The organism is Streptomyces sp. NPDC031225, assembly GCF_055570355.1.
In genome coordinates this window covers 16,648-32,083 of the sequence record NZ_JBVIHJ010000010.1, presented here as the reverse complement: position 1 = coordinate 32,083, position 15,436 = coordinate 16,648, and the positions used below count along the sequence as shown (strand labels likewise).

At 70.6% G+C, this 15,436-nt stretch carries 16 protein-coding genes; 11 read left to right on the top strand and 5 right to left on the bottom strand.

Features of this window, described 5'->3' with window-relative positions:
- Window positions 1–183 precede the first annotated feature (183 nt).
- From pyrH to ACZ48Z_RS18495, 11 genes are all read left to right on the top strand, one after another.
- The gene (gene pyrH, locus ACZ48Z_RS18545) at window positions 184–939 is read left to right on the top strand and encodes a UMP kinase (protein ID WP_468736917.1); all 756 of its coding nucleotides are present in this window, start codon (window positions 184–186) and stop codon (window positions 937–939) included.
- 146 nt (window positions 940–1,085) lie between these two features.
- Complete coding sequence (gene frr, locus ACZ48Z_RS18540; RefSeq protein ID WP_468736916.1) at window positions 1,086–1,643, top strand: ribosome recycling factor; 558 nt, start codon at window positions 1,086–1,088, stop codon at window positions 1,641–1,643.
- A complete protein-coding gene (locus tag ACZ48Z_RS18535; RefSeq protein ID WP_468736915.1) occupies window positions 1,643–2,818 on the top strand; it encodes a phosphatidate cytidylyltransferase in 1,176 nt (391 codons plus the stop codon). Before frr ends, ACZ48Z_RS18535 begins: the two co-directional genes overlap by 1 nt.
- A gap of 263 nt (window positions 2,819–3,081) precedes the next feature.
- The gene (locus tag ACZ48Z_RS18530; protein WP_468736914.1) at window positions 3,082–3,417 is read left to right on the top strand and encodes a WXG100 family type VII secretion target; all 336 of its coding nucleotides are present in this window, start codon (window positions 3,082–3,084) and stop codon (window positions 3,415–3,417) included.
- Entirely contained in the window at window positions 3,414–4,550 is a 1,137-nt protein-coding gene (locus tag ACZ48Z_RS18525) for a WXG100 family type VII secretion target (RefSeq protein WP_468736913.1), read from the top strand. The genes ACZ48Z_RS18530 and ACZ48Z_RS18525 overlap by 4 nt, the downstream gene beginning before the upstream one ends.
- Window positions 4,547–4,810, top strand: coding sequence for a hypothetical protein (locus tag ACZ48Z_RS18520; protein WP_468736912.1), 264 nt, complete (start codon window positions 4,547–4,549; stop codon window positions 4,808–4,810). Before ACZ48Z_RS18525 ends, ACZ48Z_RS18520 begins: the two co-directional genes overlap by 4 nt.
- Before the next feature lie 37 nt (window positions 4,811–4,847).
- Entirely contained in the window at window positions 4,848–5,954 is a 1,107-nt protein-coding gene (gene rlmN, locus ACZ48Z_RS18515; RefSeq protein WP_468736911.1) for a dual-specificity RNA methyltransferase RlmN, read from the top strand.
- 142 nt (window positions 5,955–6,096) lie between these two features.
- Entirely contained in the window at window positions 6,097–7,167 is a 1,071-nt protein-coding gene (locus ACZ48Z_RS18510; protein WP_468736910.1) for a thiamine ABC transporter substrate-binding protein, read from the top strand.
- Window positions 7,143–8,807, top strand: coding sequence for an ABC transporter permease (locus ACZ48Z_RS18505; protein WP_468736909.1), 1,665 nt, complete (start codon window positions 7,143–7,145; stop codon window positions 8,805–8,807). The genes ACZ48Z_RS18510 and ACZ48Z_RS18505 overlap by 25 nt, the downstream gene beginning before the upstream one ends.
- Window positions 8,808–9,830, top strand: a complete 1,023-nt coding sequence (locus ACZ48Z_RS18500) for an ABC transporter ATP-binding protein (protein ID WP_468736908.1) — start codon at window positions 8,808–8,810, stop codon at window positions 9,828–9,830.
- A 25-nt stretch (window positions 9,831–9,855) separates the two neighbouring features.
- The gene (locus ACZ48Z_RS18495) at window positions 9,856–10,644 is read left to right on the top strand and encodes a maleylpyruvate isomerase family mycothiol-dependent enzyme (protein WP_468736907.1); all 789 of its coding nucleotides are present in this window, start codon (window positions 9,856–9,858) and stop codon (window positions 10,642–10,644) included.
- Between the two features lie 58 nt (window positions 10,645–10,702).
- On the opposite strand, the gene ACZ48Z_RS18490 is transcribed toward ACZ48Z_RS18495, so the two are convergent.
- From ACZ48Z_RS18490 to ACZ48Z_RS18470, 5 genes are all read right to left on the bottom strand, one after another.
- The gene (locus ACZ48Z_RS18490; RefSeq protein ID WP_468736906.1) at window positions 10,703–11,395 is read right to left on the bottom strand and encodes an LAETG motif-containing sortase-dependent surface protein; all 693 of its coding nucleotides are present in this window, start codon (window positions 11,393–11,395) and stop codon (window positions 10,703–10,705) included.
- A 147-nt stretch (window positions 11,396–11,542) separates the two neighbouring features.
- Entirely contained in the window at window positions 11,543–12,664 is a 1,122-nt protein-coding gene (locus ACZ48Z_RS18485; RefSeq protein ID WP_468736905.1) for an LOG family protein, read from the bottom strand.
- Between the two features lie 36 nt (window positions 12,665–12,700).
- Window positions 12,701–13,120: a VOC family protein gene (locus ACZ48Z_RS18480; RefSeq protein WP_468736904.1), complete on the bottom strand. Its 420-nt coding sequence runs from the start codon at window positions 13,118–13,120 to the stop codon at window positions 12,701–12,703.
- A gap of 85 nt (window positions 13,121–13,205) precedes the next feature.
- The gene (locus ACZ48Z_RS18475; RefSeq protein WP_468736903.1) at window positions 13,206–14,555 is read right to left on the bottom strand and encodes a hypothetical protein; all 1,350 of its coding nucleotides are present in this window, start codon (window positions 14,553–14,555) and stop codon (window positions 13,206–13,208) included.
- On the bottom strand, window positions 14,537–15,277 hold the full coding sequence (locus ACZ48Z_RS18470) for an ABC transporter ATP-binding protein (RefSeq protein WP_468736902.1): 741 nt from the start codon (window positions 15,275–15,277) through the stop codon (window positions 14,537–14,539). The genes ACZ48Z_RS18475 and ACZ48Z_RS18470 overlap by 19 nt, the downstream gene beginning before the upstream one ends.
- Window positions 15,278–15,436: the final 159 nt, after the last annotated feature.

Genomic DNA, 15,436 nt, shown 5'->3' with positions numbered 1-15,436 from the left:
TACCGCGAGCGACGCGCGGGCCCGATAGGGTCGTCAGCAGTCGTCCGGTACGCCGGCACGCACGCGCGTGGCGGACGACAGCAGATCTGACGAGGAGGCCATTGCCGCGCATGGGATGCGAACCAGTTCCCACCGGCAATGGCCTTCTTCGTATGTGCAACAGGTGAAAGAGGCGGGATCTCCATGACCACCAAGGCCAAGAGCGACGACGGCAAGGTACGCGGCCGGTTTTTGCTGAAGCTGTCCGGAGAGGCGTTCGCCGGCGGCGGGGGCCTGGGTGTGGACCCCAACGTGGTGCACAAGATCGCCCGTGAGATCGCCGCCGTGGTCCGGGACGGCGCCGAGATCGCCGTCGTCATCGGCGGCGGCAACTTCTTCCGCGGTGCCGAACTCCAGCAGCGCGGCATGGACCGCGCCCGCTCGGACTACATGGGCATGCTCGGCACCGTGATGAACTGCCTCGCCCTCCAGGACTTCCTGGAGAAGGAGGGCATCGACAGCCGGGTGCAGACCGCCATCACCATGGGCCAGGTCGCCGAGCCGTACATCCCGCTGCGTGCCGTGCGCCACCTGGAGAAGGGCCGCGTGGTCATCTTCGGCGCCGGCATGGGCATGCCCTACTTCTCCACCGACACCACCGCCGCGCAGCGCGCCCTGGAGATCGACGCCGAGGCGCTGCTGATGGGCAAGAACGGCGTGGACGGGGTCTACGACTCCGACCCGAAGACCAACCCCGACGCGGTCAAGTTCGACGCCCTCGGATACGGCGAGGTCATCACCCGCGACCTCAAGGTCGCCGACGCCACGGCCGTCACACTGTGCCGCGACAACAAGCTCCCGATCCTCGTGTTCGAGCTCCTGGCGGAGGGCAATATCGCGCGCGCCGTCAAGGGTGAGAAGATCGGCACGCTTGTGGGCGACCAGGGCAGCCGGGACTGACCCGGGACACACCCGGTCCCTGACCGGGGGATGGACAATGTCCTGCCGGTCGGGAACCGTGCAGGAAGAAGACGCGACGCAGCCGGCCGCCGCCCCACGCACACGGAACAGCAGCCGGGCCTACTCAAGACATGCAGGAGCAAGTGGTGATCGAAGAGACCCTCCTCGAGGCCGAGGAGAAGATGGAGAAGGCCGTCGTGGTCGCCAAGGAGGACTTCGCCGCGATCCGAACCGGTCGTGCGCACCCGGCGATGTTCAACAAGATCGTGGCCGACTACTACGGCGCGCCGACGCCGATCAACCAGCTGGCTTCGTTCTCCGTGCCGGAGCCGCGCATGGCGGTGGTGACCCCGTTCGACAAGACGGCCCTGCGCAACATCGAGCAGGCCATCCGTGACTCCGACCTGGGCGTCAACCCGAGCAACGACGGCAACATCATCCGCGTGGTGTTCCCCGAGCTCACCGAGGAGCGCCGCCGCGACTACATCAAGGTCGCCAAGAGCAAGGCCGAGGACTCGCGCGTGTCCATTCGCGCGGTCCGCCGCAAGGCCAAGGACTCGATCGACAAGCTCGTCAAGGACGGCGAGGTCGGCGAGGACGACGGCCGTCGTGCGGAGAAGGAACTCGACGACGCGACACACAAATACGTCGCCCAGGTGGACGAGCTCCTGAAGCACAAGGAAGCGGAGCTTCTCGAGGTCTGATGAACGACTCTTCCTGGGCGACTCCGCCACACGCCGGGTACTGGGGGCCGTCCGACCAGGGGCCTGTCCAGGGGGCTGCCCCGGCGGGTCCCGCGTACGATGCGCATGACGCGCAGCACACTCGCCCCATGCCCATCGTGCCCGACGGACCCGCCGTACCCCGGTACGGCAACGACCAGGATGACAACCGGGGGGCCGCTCGGCTGAGCGGTTCCCCGTTCCAGGACGAGACGTTCCGCGACGGGACGACGTCCTACCGCGACCCGACCAGGTCGGCGCAGCCCTACCCGGCGGCGCCGCAGACGCAGAATCCGGAGCCCATGCCCGACGCCTCGCAGCCGGCGCCCGCGCCGCAGAAGAAGAGTGCGGGGCGGGACCTGGGTGCGGCCATAGGGGTCGGGGTCGGGCTCGGCGCGGTGATCATCGCGTCGCTGTTCTTCGTCAAGGCCGCGTTCGTCGGCGTGATAGTGGTCGCCGTCGTCGTGGGTCTGTGGGAACTGACCAGCAGGCTTCAGGAGCGCAAGGGCATCAGGGCGCCCCTGGTGCCGCTGGCGCTCGGTGGGGCCGCGATGGTCGTCGCCGGGTACGTCCGGGGCGCCGAGGGTGCCTGGGTCGCCATGGCGCTCACGGCGCTCGCCGTTCTCGTCTGGCGGATGACGGAGCCGCCGGAGGGTTACCTCAAGGACGTCACGGCGGCTGTCTTCGCGGCGTTCTACGTTCCCTTCCTGGCCACGTTCGTCGCCATGATGCTGACGGCCGAGGACGGGGCAGCCCGGGTCCTGATGTTCCTGCTCCTGACCGTCGTCAGTGACACCGGCGCGTACGCCGTCGGCTGGCGCTTCGGCACCCACAAGCTCGCGCCGCGCATCAGCCCCGGCAAGACGCGCGAGGGTCTGGTCGGCGCGGTGGCGTTCGCGATGGTGGCGGGCGCGCTGTGCATGGAGTTCCTGATCGACGACGGTGCGTGGTGGCAGGGCCTGCTGCTGGGCCTCGCCGTCGCCGCGAGCGCGACGCTGGGTGACCTCGGCGAGTCGATGATCAAGCGGGACCTCGGCATCAAGGACATGGGCACGCTGCTGCCGGGGCACGGCGGCATCATGGACCGCCTGGACTCGCTGCTGCCGACGGCGCCTGTGGTGTGGCTGCTGCTGGTGCTGTTCGTGGGATCCGGCTGACAGCGTTTGCAGGGTTGTTTTCGTACGGTTGTTTCGGCCCCCGTCCTGTCCAGGGCGGGGGCCGAAACGTTGGGCCAGGCGACCTGCCGAGCAGGCTCAGCGCTCACCCCGATGGCGCCCTGGGCCGCCGCAGGCATTGGCTTGGTCGGCGTGGCGCAAAGTGTCTGTCAGGCACTGCTTCGCATCCGTAAAAGATCCTTTCTGCGGAATCCCTGTCCGGGACATGCTTGGCCGTTGAGCGAGCGGTCGAACGGGGAGTCGGGATGAGCGGGCAGTTCGGGGTGGACCCGGAGACGCTGACGGAGCTGGCGGGCAGGTTCGACCAGGAGGCGAAGGGGCTGGCCGGACCGATCGCGGGGTTCGCGGGAAGCGCGGCCGAGATCGGGGAGGCGTTCGGGCTGCTCGGTGTCTGCGACGGTGCGGTGGACAAGTACCGGCAGTTGCTGGACAGCACGGTGAAGGCGCTCGGGCACCTTCCGGACGTGCTGAACAGCGACGGTGACCGGCTGCGTCTGAACGTGACCCACTACGCGGAGTCGGACCGGACCGCGCTCGGCTATCTGGACGCCGCGGCCCGGACCCCAGGTGGCCGTTCGTGAGCGTCAACGACTGGATCGACGGCAAGGTCCTGGAGATCCTCCAGGCGTCCGGTGTGGAACTCCCGGGCGGCGACGGCGACACGCTCCGTTCCGTCGCCCGGCAGTGGGACGCCATGGGCACCGAGCTGACGGATGTCGTACGGGCCATGGACTCCGCGATCGCGGGGGTCGACCGGCAGGGCTGGCACGGTTCCGCGCGGGACGCCTTCGAGAAGCACTGGGGCGAGCAGAAGAAGGTCGTCCAGGAGGTCGCGGACAACTTCCATCACGTGGCCGACGGTCTGCGGTCCTACGCCGACGAGATCGACGGGATCAACAAGGAGATCATCGACATCTGTGTCGAGATCGCCGAGATGGAGATCGCCGGGGTCGCGCTGTCGTTCTTCACCGGGTTCCTCTCCGACCTCGTCGCGAACACGGCGGTGGCCGAGCGGGTGGCCAAGATCGTGGACCTGGTCGGGATGTTCACGTCGGCGGCGGAACGGGTGGCGGGCCTCCTGGAGCGGTTCTCGGGGCTCAGTGCGGAGACGGTCGTCGGGCTGAAGAAGATGCTCACCGCAGTGGCCCGGGTCACCGCGACCTTCGCCAAGACAGGGCTGGAGAGCTTTGCGACGAACTTCGTGGCGGACTCGGGAAGCCTGATGGTGACCCAGGCCGTCAACGGGCAGCCGGTGACCGTGGGCGCCGACCTCAGGAACGGCGCGCTGCTCGCGGGCGGCACGGCCGGGTTCACCGCGGGCGCCGGTGCGATCGGGACCCGGGTCACGGGGGTGGCCGGAGACCTCCTGAGGGGGGAAAGCCTGCTCGGCACCGCGGTCAACGGAGCGCTCGGCAACATGACGGGTGGTCTGACGGCCGACTACGCGAACGGCCAGGACGCCTCGACCATGGGTCAGGACGCTCTGACCAACGCCGTCGCCGGTGCCGCAGGAAACGCCCAGAACCACGGCGTCAACCATGCCTTGGAGGAGCACGGCAGCCTTGGCGGGGAACACCTCAGCGACCGGGGGAAGCTCGCGGACGCGGCGTTCAAGAACACCGTGGGGACCACTCTCAACACCGGCGTCTACGCCGCCGCGTCCGGTATCGAGTCCGACATCCAGAACCTGACGAAGGACGAGAACGACAAGTGAGCCCCCTCGGCGGAGCGGCCCTCGCGGCCGTGGTCACCCCCAACCCGGACCACCCCTCGACCTGGTCCGGCTTCTTCGGACTCGCCGCCTTCGTCATCGGATGCGTGATCGCCCTCGTCGGCATCTACGCGGCGGTCAGCACCTACCGTGGCCTGGAGCCGTCCCGCCGCCGCGGCCAGGCGCTCCCGATGACCCTCGCCGGCGGCTTCTTCGCCCTCGTCGGCCTGGCGGTCATGGCCTTCGGCGTGTGGATCTACTGACCGCGGTCCCGGAATGATCTGCGACACTGGTTGAGCTATGCCTAAGCCCGGAGAACTCACTTTCGTCGCCCCCCGCGGAGCCAAGAAGCCGCCGCGGCACCTTGCCGATCTCACGCCCGCCGAACGTAAAGAGGTCGTGGCCGGGATCGGGGAGAAGCCGTTTCGTGCCAAGCAGCTCTCGCAGCACTACTTCGCGCGGTACGCGCACGACCCGGCGGAGTGGACCGACATCCCGGCCGGCTCGCGTGGCAAGCTGCAGGAGGCGCTGCTTCCCGAGCTCATGACCGTCGTACGGCATCTGTCGACCGACCAGGGGACCACGCGCAAGACGCTGTGGCGGCTGTTCGACGGGACGCTCGTGGAGTCGGTGCTGATGCGGTACCCGGACCGGGTGACCATGTGCATCAGCTCGCAGGCGGGTTGTGGCATGAACTGTCCCTTCTGCGCGACCGGGCAGGCGGGGCTGGACAGGAATCTGTCCACCGCCGAGATCGTCCACCAGATCGTGGACGGGATGCGGGCGCTGCGGGACGGGGAGGTGCCGGGCGGGCCCGCGCGGCTCTCCAACATCGTCTTCATGGGGATGGGCGAGCCGCTCGCCAACTACAAGCGGGTCGTCGGTTCCATCCGCGCGCTCACCGATCCCGCTCCCGACGGGCTCGGGCTGTCGCAGCGGGGCATCACCGTGTCGACCGTGGGGCTCGTGCCCGCCATCCACCGGTTCGCCGACGAAGGCTTCAAGTGCCGGCTCGCGATCTCCCTGCACGCCCCCGACGACGAGCTGCGCGACACCCTCGTCCCCGTGAACACGCGGTGGAAGGTGCGCGAGGTGCTGGACGCCGGGTTCGAGTACGTCGAGCGGAGCGGGCGCCGGCTGTCGATCGAGTACGCCCTCATCCGGGACATCAATGACCAGGCCTGGCGCGGGGACCGGCTCGGGCGGCTGCTCAAGGGCAAGCCCGTGCACGTCAACCTCATCCCGCTGAACCCGACTCCCGGGTCCAAGTGGACCGCCTCCCGGCCCGAGGACGAGAAGGCGTTCGTCGAGGCCATCGCCGCCCATGGGGTGCCGGTGACGGTCCGGGACACCCGCGGGCAGGAGATCGACGGGGCCTGTGGTCAGCTGGCCGCCACCGAGCGGTAATCTTTAACCCACACGTACATCTCCCATAGGTACATCTTCATATCCGACAGGGGAGCGCGACAGCGCTGAGAGTGCGGCGATCGGGCCGCAGACCCTCTGAACCTCGCCCAGGTCATTCTGGGTAGGAAGTTCGGTCATCACCGTGAACACCAAGAAGTACTGGGCTGTCCTCGTCGGTCTCGGCCTGGTCACGCTGTCCGCGTGCGGGTCGTCGGACTCCGGCAAGGGGGCCGAAGGCTCCAGGACCGTCACCCTCGTCAGCCACGACTCGTGGGCCGTCTCCAAGGGCGTCCTCGCCGACTTCGAGAAGAAGTCCGGCTACAAGGTCAAGGTCCTGGAGGACGGCGATGCCGGGCAGGCCGTCAACAAGGCCATCCTCACCAAGGACAACCCGCAGGGCGACGTCTTCTTCGGCGTCGACAACACCCTGCTGTCCCGCGCGCTCGACAACGGGCTCTTCCAGCCGTACGCCGCCAAGGGCGCCGACGGGATCGAGGCCGGGTACCGGGTCGACGGGGACAAGGTCACGCCCATCGACACCGGCGACATCTGCGTCAACTACGACAAGGCCTACTTCACCGAGCACAAGCTCAGGCCGCCGACGTCGTACGACGATCTGATCAAGCCCGCCTACAAGAACCTCCTCGTCACCGAGAACGCCTCCACCTCCTCGCCGGGCCTCGGGTTCCTGCTCGGGAGCGCCGCGAAGTACGGGGACGACGGGTGGCAGGCGTACTGGAAGAAGCTCAAGGCCAACGGCGTCAAGGTCGTCGACGGCTGGGAGCAGGCCTACAACGACGAGTTCTCCGGTTCCGCGGGGGGCAAGAAGGCGAAGGCCGACCGGCCGCTCGTCGTGTCGTACGCCTCCTCGCCGCCCGCCGAGGTGATCTACGCCGACCCGAAGCCCAGCACCGCGCCCACCGGGGTCGCCGACGGGACCTGCTTCCGGCAGATCGAGTACGCGGGGCTGCTGAGCAACGCCAAGAACACCAAGGGCGGCAAGGCGTTCCTGGACTTCCTGCTCACCAAGGAGTTCCAGCAGGACATGCCGCTCAACATGTTCGTCTACCCGGTGGTCCAGGGGGCCTCGGTGCCCGCCGAGTTCACCCGGTACGGCCCGCAGGCCAAGGACCCCGAGACGATGGACCCCGCGAAGATCGCCGACAACCGTGACGACTGGGTCAAGTCGTGGACCTCGCTCGTACTGAAGTAGGGTCCCGCCGCGGCGGCACCGCGGCGCGGCTCGGCCTCATGGCCGTGCCTGTCGCGTTCTTCGCCGTCTTCTTCGCCTGGCCCGTCGCCGCGATCGTCGCGCGCGGGCTGGAAGTCGGCGGTGCCTGGCAGTTCGGCCGGATCGGCGACGTCCTCGCCCAGCCGGACATCCGCCACGTCCTGTGGTTCACCACCTGGCAGGCCCTCGCCTCCACAGCGCTCACGCTGCTGGTCGCTCTCCCCGGCGCGTACGTCTTCGCCCGCTTCGACTTCCACGGCAAGCAGATCCTGCGGGCCGTGGTCACCGTCCCCTTCGTGCTGCCGACGGTCGTGGTCGGTACGGCCTTCCTCGCGCTCGTCGGGCGCGGTGGGTTGCTGGACGAGTGGTGGGGCGTACGGCTGGACACCACCGTGTGGGCGATCCTCCTCGCGCACGTCTTCTTCAACTACGCGGTCGTCGTACGGACCGTCGGCGGGCTGTGGGCGCAACTGGACCCGCGGCAGGAGGAGGCGGCGCGGATGCTCGGCGCGTCCCGGCCCAGGGCCTGGCGCACGGTCACGCTCCCCGCGCTCGGGCCCGCCGTGGCCGCCGCCGCCCTCATGGTCTTCCTCTTCACCTTCACCTCCTTCGGCGTGGTCCAGATCCTCGGCGGGCCCGCCTTCTCGACCCTCGAAGTGGAGATCTACCGGCAGACCACCGACATCTTCGACCTCGCCACGGCCGCCGTGCTCACGCTGATCCAGTTCGTCGCGGTGGGCGCGGTGCTCGCCCTGCACGCCTGGACCGTACGGCGCAGGGAGAGCGCGCTCCGGCTGGTCGACGCGTCCGGCACGACCCGGCGGCCACGCGGGGCGGGGGAGTGGGGGCTGCTGGCCGGGGTCCTCGCGACCGTCGCCGTACTCCTTGTCCTGCCGCTCGCCGTGCTGGTGCAACGGTCGCTCGACGCCCCCGACTTCGCCTACTACCGGGCGCTGACCCACAGCGACGGCGGGGTCTTCCTCGTCGCGCCGATCGAGGCGATCGGGAACTCGCTGGAGTACGCCCTCGCCGCCACCGCCATCGCCGTGGCGGTCGGCGGCCTCGCGGCGGCCGCGCTGACCCGACGCGACGCGGGGCGCTGGGTGCGGGGCTTCGACGCGCTGCTGATGCTGCCGCTCGGGGTGTCCGCGGTGACCGTCGGCTTCGGGTTCCTGATCTCCCTCGACGAACCACCGCTGGACCTCAGGCAGTCCTGGATCCTGGTGCCGCTCGCGCAGGCGCTGGTCGGGGTGCCCTTCGTCGTCCGGACCATGCTGCCCGTGCTGCGGGCCGTGGACCACCGGCTGCGGGAGGCCGCGGCCGTGCTCGGGGCGTCGCCGTGGCGGGTGTGGCGGGAGGTCGACCTGCCGATGGTGCGACGGGCGCTGCTGATCGCGGCGGGCTTCGCCTTCGCCGTGTCGCTCGGCGAGTTCGGGGCGACCGTGTTCATCGCACGGCCCGACAACCCGACGCTGCCGGTCGCCGTGGCCCGGCTGCTCGGCCGTGCCGGTGACCTCAACTACGGCCAGGCGATGGCCCTTTCGACCGTCCTGATGGTGGTGTGCGCGGTGGCGCTGCTGGCGTTGGAACGGCTGCGCACCGACCGGACCGGGGAGTTCTAGATGCTGCTGAGCCTTCAGGACGCGACCGTACGGTTCGGCGGGCGGGCCGTGCTGGACGCGGTCGGCCTCGATGTCGCCGAGCACGAGATCGTGTGCGTGCTCGGGCCCAGCGGGAGCGGCAAATCGACGCTGCTGCGGGCGGTGGCCGGGCTCCAGCCGCTCGACGAGGGGCGGGTGTCGCTCGATGGGCGCGACCAGGGCGGGGTGCCCGCGCACAAGCGTGGGGTCGGGCTGATGTTCCAGGACCATCAGCTGTTCCCGCAGCGGGACGTGGGCGCCAACGTGGCCTTCGGGCTGCGGATGCACGGGGCCGCGAAGGCACAACAGGACGAGCGGGTAAAGGAGTTGCTCGACCTCGTCGGGCTTCCGGGCGCCGCCCGCCGAGCCGTGGGCGCACTCTCCGGTGGTGAGCAGCAGCGGGTCGCTCTGGCCCGCGCGCTCGCGCCCCGGCCCCGGCTGCTGATGCTGGACGAGCCGCTCGGGCAGCTGGACCGGTCGCTGCGGGAGCGGCTCGTCGTCGAACTGCGGGAGCTGTTCGGGCGGTTGGGCACCACCGTGCTCGCGGTCACCCATGACCAGGGCGAGGCCTTCGCGCTCGCCGACCGGGTCGTGGTGATGCGGGACGGGCGGATCGCCCAGTCCGGTACGCCCCTGGAGGTCTGGCAGCGGCCGGCGGACGAGTTCGTGGCCCGCTTCCTCGGCTTCGAGAACGTGGTGGAGGGGACGGTCTCGGGCGAGGCCGCCGACACGGCGTGGGGCAAGATCCCGGTCCCCGAGGGCGCCCCGCAGGGCCTCCACACCCTCCTCGTGCGCCCCGCGGGCGTCCGGCTCCTCCCCGCCGACCAGGGCCTGCGCTGCACGGTCGCCGCGCGCACCTTCAGGGGCACCCATGTCGCCGTACAGCTGCAGCCCGCCGACGACGGGCCGCGGTTGGAGGCCGCGTGCGCGCTGCGGGCGGCGCCGGAGGTCCGGGACGTGGTCGGGGTGGAGTTCGACCCGGAGGAAATCGTGGTGCTGGGCTGACGGAGGCGGACCTACAGTGCGGGGCATGACACTGCTCGCACATGACCGCTACTGCGATGAAATCGCTGACCAGGTCGGCCTGTTGAGGGCCGTGGTGACCTCCGGGGCCGACCTGTCCGCGACCGTGCCGACCTGCCCGGACTGGTCGCTGGAGCGGTTGGTGCGGCACACCGGGGGTGCCCTGCGGTGGGTGGAGCTGTTGGTGCGCACCCGGGCCGAACAGGAACTTCCCGATGATCAGGTGCCGTTGGCGGAGGGCCCCGAAGACGCCGGTGAGCTCGACGCGTGGCTCGCCGAGACCGGTGACCTGCTCGTCGCCGCGCTCAGGGAGGCCGGACCGGACACCGCGGTGTGGTCCTGGGCCGGGATTCCCACCTCGGGCTTCTGGGCCCGTCGCATGGCCCACGAGCTGACGATCCACCGCGCCGACGCCACGCTCGCCGCGGGGCAGCTCTACGAGGTCGCCCCGGACATCGCCGCCGACGCGATCGACGAGTGGCTCCAGATCATCCAACTCGCCCAGCGGACCGTGCCGGACGGCAAGATGCGGGAACTGCGCGGCACGGGGCGCAGCATCCATCTGCACGCCACCGACGGCAGCCCCGGCCTCCACGCGGAGTGGCTGATCGAGTTCACCGAGGACGTCATCACCTGGCGGCGCGGGCACGAGAAGGCGACCGTCGCGCTGCGGGGGCCGCTGACCGCCGTACTGCTCGCCTTCTACCGCCGGCTGCCCTTGGACAGCCCCGAGTTGGAGGTGCTGGGGGAGCGGGAGCTGCTGGAGTTCTGGCTGGAGCGGACGAGCTTCGGCTGACACAGCGACGGCCCGCCCCACAACGGGGGCGGGCCGTGACCGGCGTACGGGTACAGCGTCAGCGGGTGCTCGCCCCACGACGGCGCAGGCCGAAGAAGACGGCGCCGCCACCGATGGCGACCAGGGCGATCGCGATCCCGGCGATCATGCCGGTGTTGGAGTTCGCACCGGTCTCGGCGAGGTTGGAGTCGCCGGCCGCGGGCGACGGGGCGTTGCTCTCGACGGAGGCCGGAGCGGTGGTGCCCTCCGAAGCCGACGGGGTCGGGGTCGGGGACTCCTCGGCCGGGGTGCTGGCGGAGTCCGAGGGAGTCGGGGTGGGCGTCGGGGTCGGCGTGTCCTCGGTCTTGCAGGCGGTCGCCGGGGTGGTCAGGTTGGGCTTGATGTCCTCGCCCTTGATGTACGGCAGGGCTTCGACGTGGATGCGGTACTCGGCGTTGGGCGCCCAGTCCTCCTCGAAGGTGATGGTGGTGCCCTTCTTGGAGCCCTTCACCGTCTGCTCGCCGACCTTCTTCGCGTCGGCACCGTTGCTCTGCAGGTAGACGGAGACGGTCGCCTCGACGCCGGACTTGTCGACGTCGGTGACGGTGATGACGCCCTGGGTGCCGTCGCACGCGGCTTCGGCGGAGAACTCACTGATGTTGCAGGCAAGCGCGTTGCCGGAGGCACCGAGCACGATCGCGGTCGATGCGGCGGCGACGCCGAGGAAGCGCGAGACGCGGGCGGTGCGACGGGATATGGGCGTGAATGCCACGTTCGTCCTTCACGGGTTGCGCAAATGCGGGGGGCTGAGGGGGTGGTGATGCGACATCACCGTCCCCACTAGTCACACAGGTCTATAAGCGCTGCATAAGAAGTGTCAACGTGTAGGCGCCCTACAAGTGTTGACTTTGCCTGCTTATTAAGGTGTGAGACGTTTCAGGGCGGCCGGAGCCTCCTCGATCCGGTCAACCAGGGCGATTCGGTCCTCCATCGAACGCTCCCGCGCGAGCGCCTGGAGCAGCGGCCAGGTGGGCAGCCGCTCCGTCCAGTGCGCGCGGTTCACGAGGACCATCGGCGTGGGCTCGCCGCGCGACTCGTAGTAGTTGGGCGTCGCGTTGTCGAAGATCTCCTGCACGGTTCCGGCGGCGCCCGGCAGGAAGACCACGCCCGCGTCGGAGCGGGCCAGCAGGCCGTCCTCGCGGGTGGCGTTGGCGAAGTACTTGGCGATGTGCGAGGCGAAGGCGTTCGGCGGCTCGTGGCCGTAGAACCAGGTGGGGATGCCGACGGACCGGCCTCCCCGCGGCCAGCGGGTGCGGACCTCGAAGGCGGCGCGCGCCCACTCGGTGATGGACGGCGTGAACGAGGGGGCCCCGGCGAGGATTTCGCACGCCTCGTCGAGCATGGAGTCCTCGAAGGGGGCCGCGTGGGCGCCGAGGTTGGCCGCCTCCATCGCGCCCGGGCCGCCGCCGGTGGCCACCGTGAGCCCGGCGCGCGTCAGTTCGCGGCCGAGGCGGGCGGCGCCGGCGTACTCCTCGGTGCCGCGGGCCATCGCGTGGCCGCCCATGACCCCCACGACCCGTGTGCCGCGCAGGAGTTCGTCGAGGGCGTCCGAGACGGCGTCGTCGTGGACGGAGCGCAGCATCGACGCGTATATGTCGCCGTCGGCCTTGGTGCGCTGGAACCAGGCGTACGCGAGGGCGTCGGGGGTCTGCTCGTATCCCTTCTCCAGCCCGTCGAACAGCTCGTCGGGGGAGTAGAGAAGACCGCGGTACGGATCGAAGGGCAGGTCCGGGACGGGCGGGAAGACCAGGGCGCCGTCCGCGCGGATCTTTCCGGCCGCGTTCTCCCGCATCGGGCAGCCGAGGAAGACCGCGCCCCTGGTGTCGGTGGCCAGCAACTCCCTTGTCCGGTCCGTCAGATCGACGGACTGGACGCGGAATCCGCAGAGGGTGCCGCGGGCCTGGACCACCGCGTCGAACTCCTGCAGCGTCTCGATCTCACGGTCGTCGTGGTGTGCCGCATGGGCGGGGCTCGTCTGCACCCGCCCATGCTCGCACGCTGTGTTCCGGCCCGTGGGTCAGCCCTGGATCGCGGCCGGGTCCATCCACACGACCTCCCAGGTGTGACCGTCGGGGTCGTCGAAGGAGCGGCCGTACATGAAGCCGTGGTCCTGCGTCGCGCCGGACGGAGTACCGCCTGCCGCGAGCGCCTTGTCCACCAACTCGTCGACCTTCGCGCGGCTTTCCGCGCTCAGCGCGACCATGACCTCGCTGCTCTTGGTGGCGTCCGCGATCTCCTTCTTGGTGAAGGTCGCGTAGAACGGCTTGGTGAGGAGCATCGCGACGATGGTGTCGCTGATCACGATTGAGGCCGCGTCGTCGTTGCTGAACTGCGGGTTGATCGAGTAGCCGAGCTCCGTGAAGAACTTCTTGGAGGCGTCGAGATCGTTCACGGGCAGGTTCACGAAGATCATCTGCTGGTACGTCGGCGAGGTCATCGGAGTCTCTCCCATCGGGGTGCGTGCTGTTCGGTGGGTAGACCGGGGGGCCCGGCGGAAGTCATCGGCGTGGGGGAATCTTTTTTCAGCCCGTCAGCGGAAGGGCCGCGAGTTCGGCGACGACCAGGGTCAGCGGGCCGAAGAGGACCAGCAGGGCACCGGCGCGGAGAGCCGCCGCGCTGCGCAGCATCGTCGCCGGGGCGCCCAGGCGCAGCAGCGCGGCCGTGGTGTCCGACCTCGCCTGCCTGGCCTCCACTGCGGCAGTGAGGAGCGTGGCGACGCTGCAGCACGTGACCAGGAGCAGGCCGAGGGTGGTCAGCGGGCCGACCTCGGGGCCTGTCGGGTCGTACAGCGTGACCATGGCGTAGGTGCCGGACGCCACGGCGCAGACGACGCCGAGCGGGCGCCCGATGCGGGTGGCCTCCGTCATGAGGACGCGGCCCGCGAGCAGCCGCAGGGCGCCGGGGCGGGTGGACTGCAGGAGACGGCCGCACAGGTGGGTGAGGCCGGGGCCGGCCACCGCGAGGCCCACGGCGGTGAGCACCCAGCCCACGAGGACCGACGGGGTGCCCGCCAGGCCGCCGGGCAGGGGGGTGGCGGGGCCGGTTCCGGGGCGGTTGGCGTAGGCCTCGACGGCCAGGCCCGCGGCGAGCACGGCGATGCCCCAGGGCAGGCCCCTCGGGGCTTCCCCGGGAACCGGGGGGACGTTGTCCGCGGTGACGTCCGGGGCCGGGCCCTCCTCGGTCAAGGTCGTCGTCGGGGCCACTTCGCCCGGGTCGGGAGCCGCCCCGGTGGCACGGTCGCCCGAGGCCGGGCGACCGCGGAAACGGCCGTAGGCCCCGAAGGTCTCCCTCGCCGCCGTCCTGCCGTACGCGCCGAAACGGCCGTACGCCCTCGCCGCCCTCCTCGCCGACTCCGGTCTGTCGTCGCGCGGGCGCAGTACCAGCGCCACCGTCACCGACGCGACCGCCGGTACCAGGCCCAGCAGGGTGAGCGCCGCCGGGAGGGGGAGGGGGGTGCCCGCGGCCAGGAACTCCGCCGCCGCTCCGTCGAAGGGCATGCCCGTCAGGTCGCCGCGCAGATGGAGGAAGAAGAGCAGGGCCAGCATCGAGCCGAGGAGGCAGGACAGGGCCGTCGTCGTGGCGGAGACGGCCATCAGACGGGCCGGCCCCAGGCCGATCGCCGACAGACCGGGGCGGGGCCGGGTGCCCGGATCGGTGCGGGCCACCGCCAGGGCGAAGTAGACCGTCGCCGCCAGCGGGGTGAGGCACCAGGCCAGCCGGAGGGCGGCGGCCCGGGGCTCGTCGGGATGGCTGATGGCGTAGCCGAGGGCACACAGGAGGAGGAAGCCCGTGCCCGCCGAGGCCATGGCCACCAGGAGGCGGCGCAGTTGTACGGCGGGACGGGCGCCCCGGGTCAGACGGAGAGCGAGCACGCGGTACGGCCTTCCGAGTCGGCCATCGGGGGCAGGTGCACGGTGTTCACCCGGCGTCCGTCCAGGAGGGTGACCGTGCGGTCCGCCAGGGCTGCGGTGTCGGCGTCGTGCGTCGCCAGGACCACCGTGATGCCGTGGGAGCGGGCGGCCGTGGTGAGCGTGCGCAGGACGTGCGCCCGGTCCGCGCGGTGCAGGGGAGCCGTCGGTTCGTCCGCGAACAGGACCGAGGGGGCCGGGGCCAGGGCACGGGCGATGCAGACGCGCTGGCGTTCGGACTGGGTCAGCTCGTGCGGGCGGCTGCGGGTTTTGTCACCGATGTCGAGGCGCTCCAGCCACTCCAGGGCGGCGACCTTGGCCCGGCGGCGGCTGGTGCCGCGCAGCATGAGGGGGAGGGCGGCGTTCTCCCAGGCGTTGAGCTCCGGGACGAGCACCGGGGCGGGGTCGATCCAGCCGAAGCGGTCACGGCGCAGCCGTTCCCGGGTCATCGGGCCCATCGTGTGCACGGGCACGCTGTTGAACCAGACCTCGCCGCGCTGGGCCGGCGCCAGGCCGGAAAGACAGCGCAGCAGGCTCGTCTTGCCGCTGCCGCGAGGGCCGCTCACGGCGAGGATCTCGCCCTCGCGGATGCCGAGCGAGACACCGGCGATCCCGGGTGAGCCGTCGCGGTGGGTGAAGTGCAGGGACCGTGCCCAGAGCACATCGTTGTCCGGCGGGGCCTCCATGGGCGTACACCTCGTTCTGGTCCGTTGTGCCTTGCAATCCCCCGTGCGGGGGAACGAAAGCAGGGCCGATCGGTTACCAGGCACGCTAAGGAGACGGGGTCGTGACCCCGGACAGCACGCGGCCCGGGGTGCACCCTTCTCACCCGTACGGGTGCACCC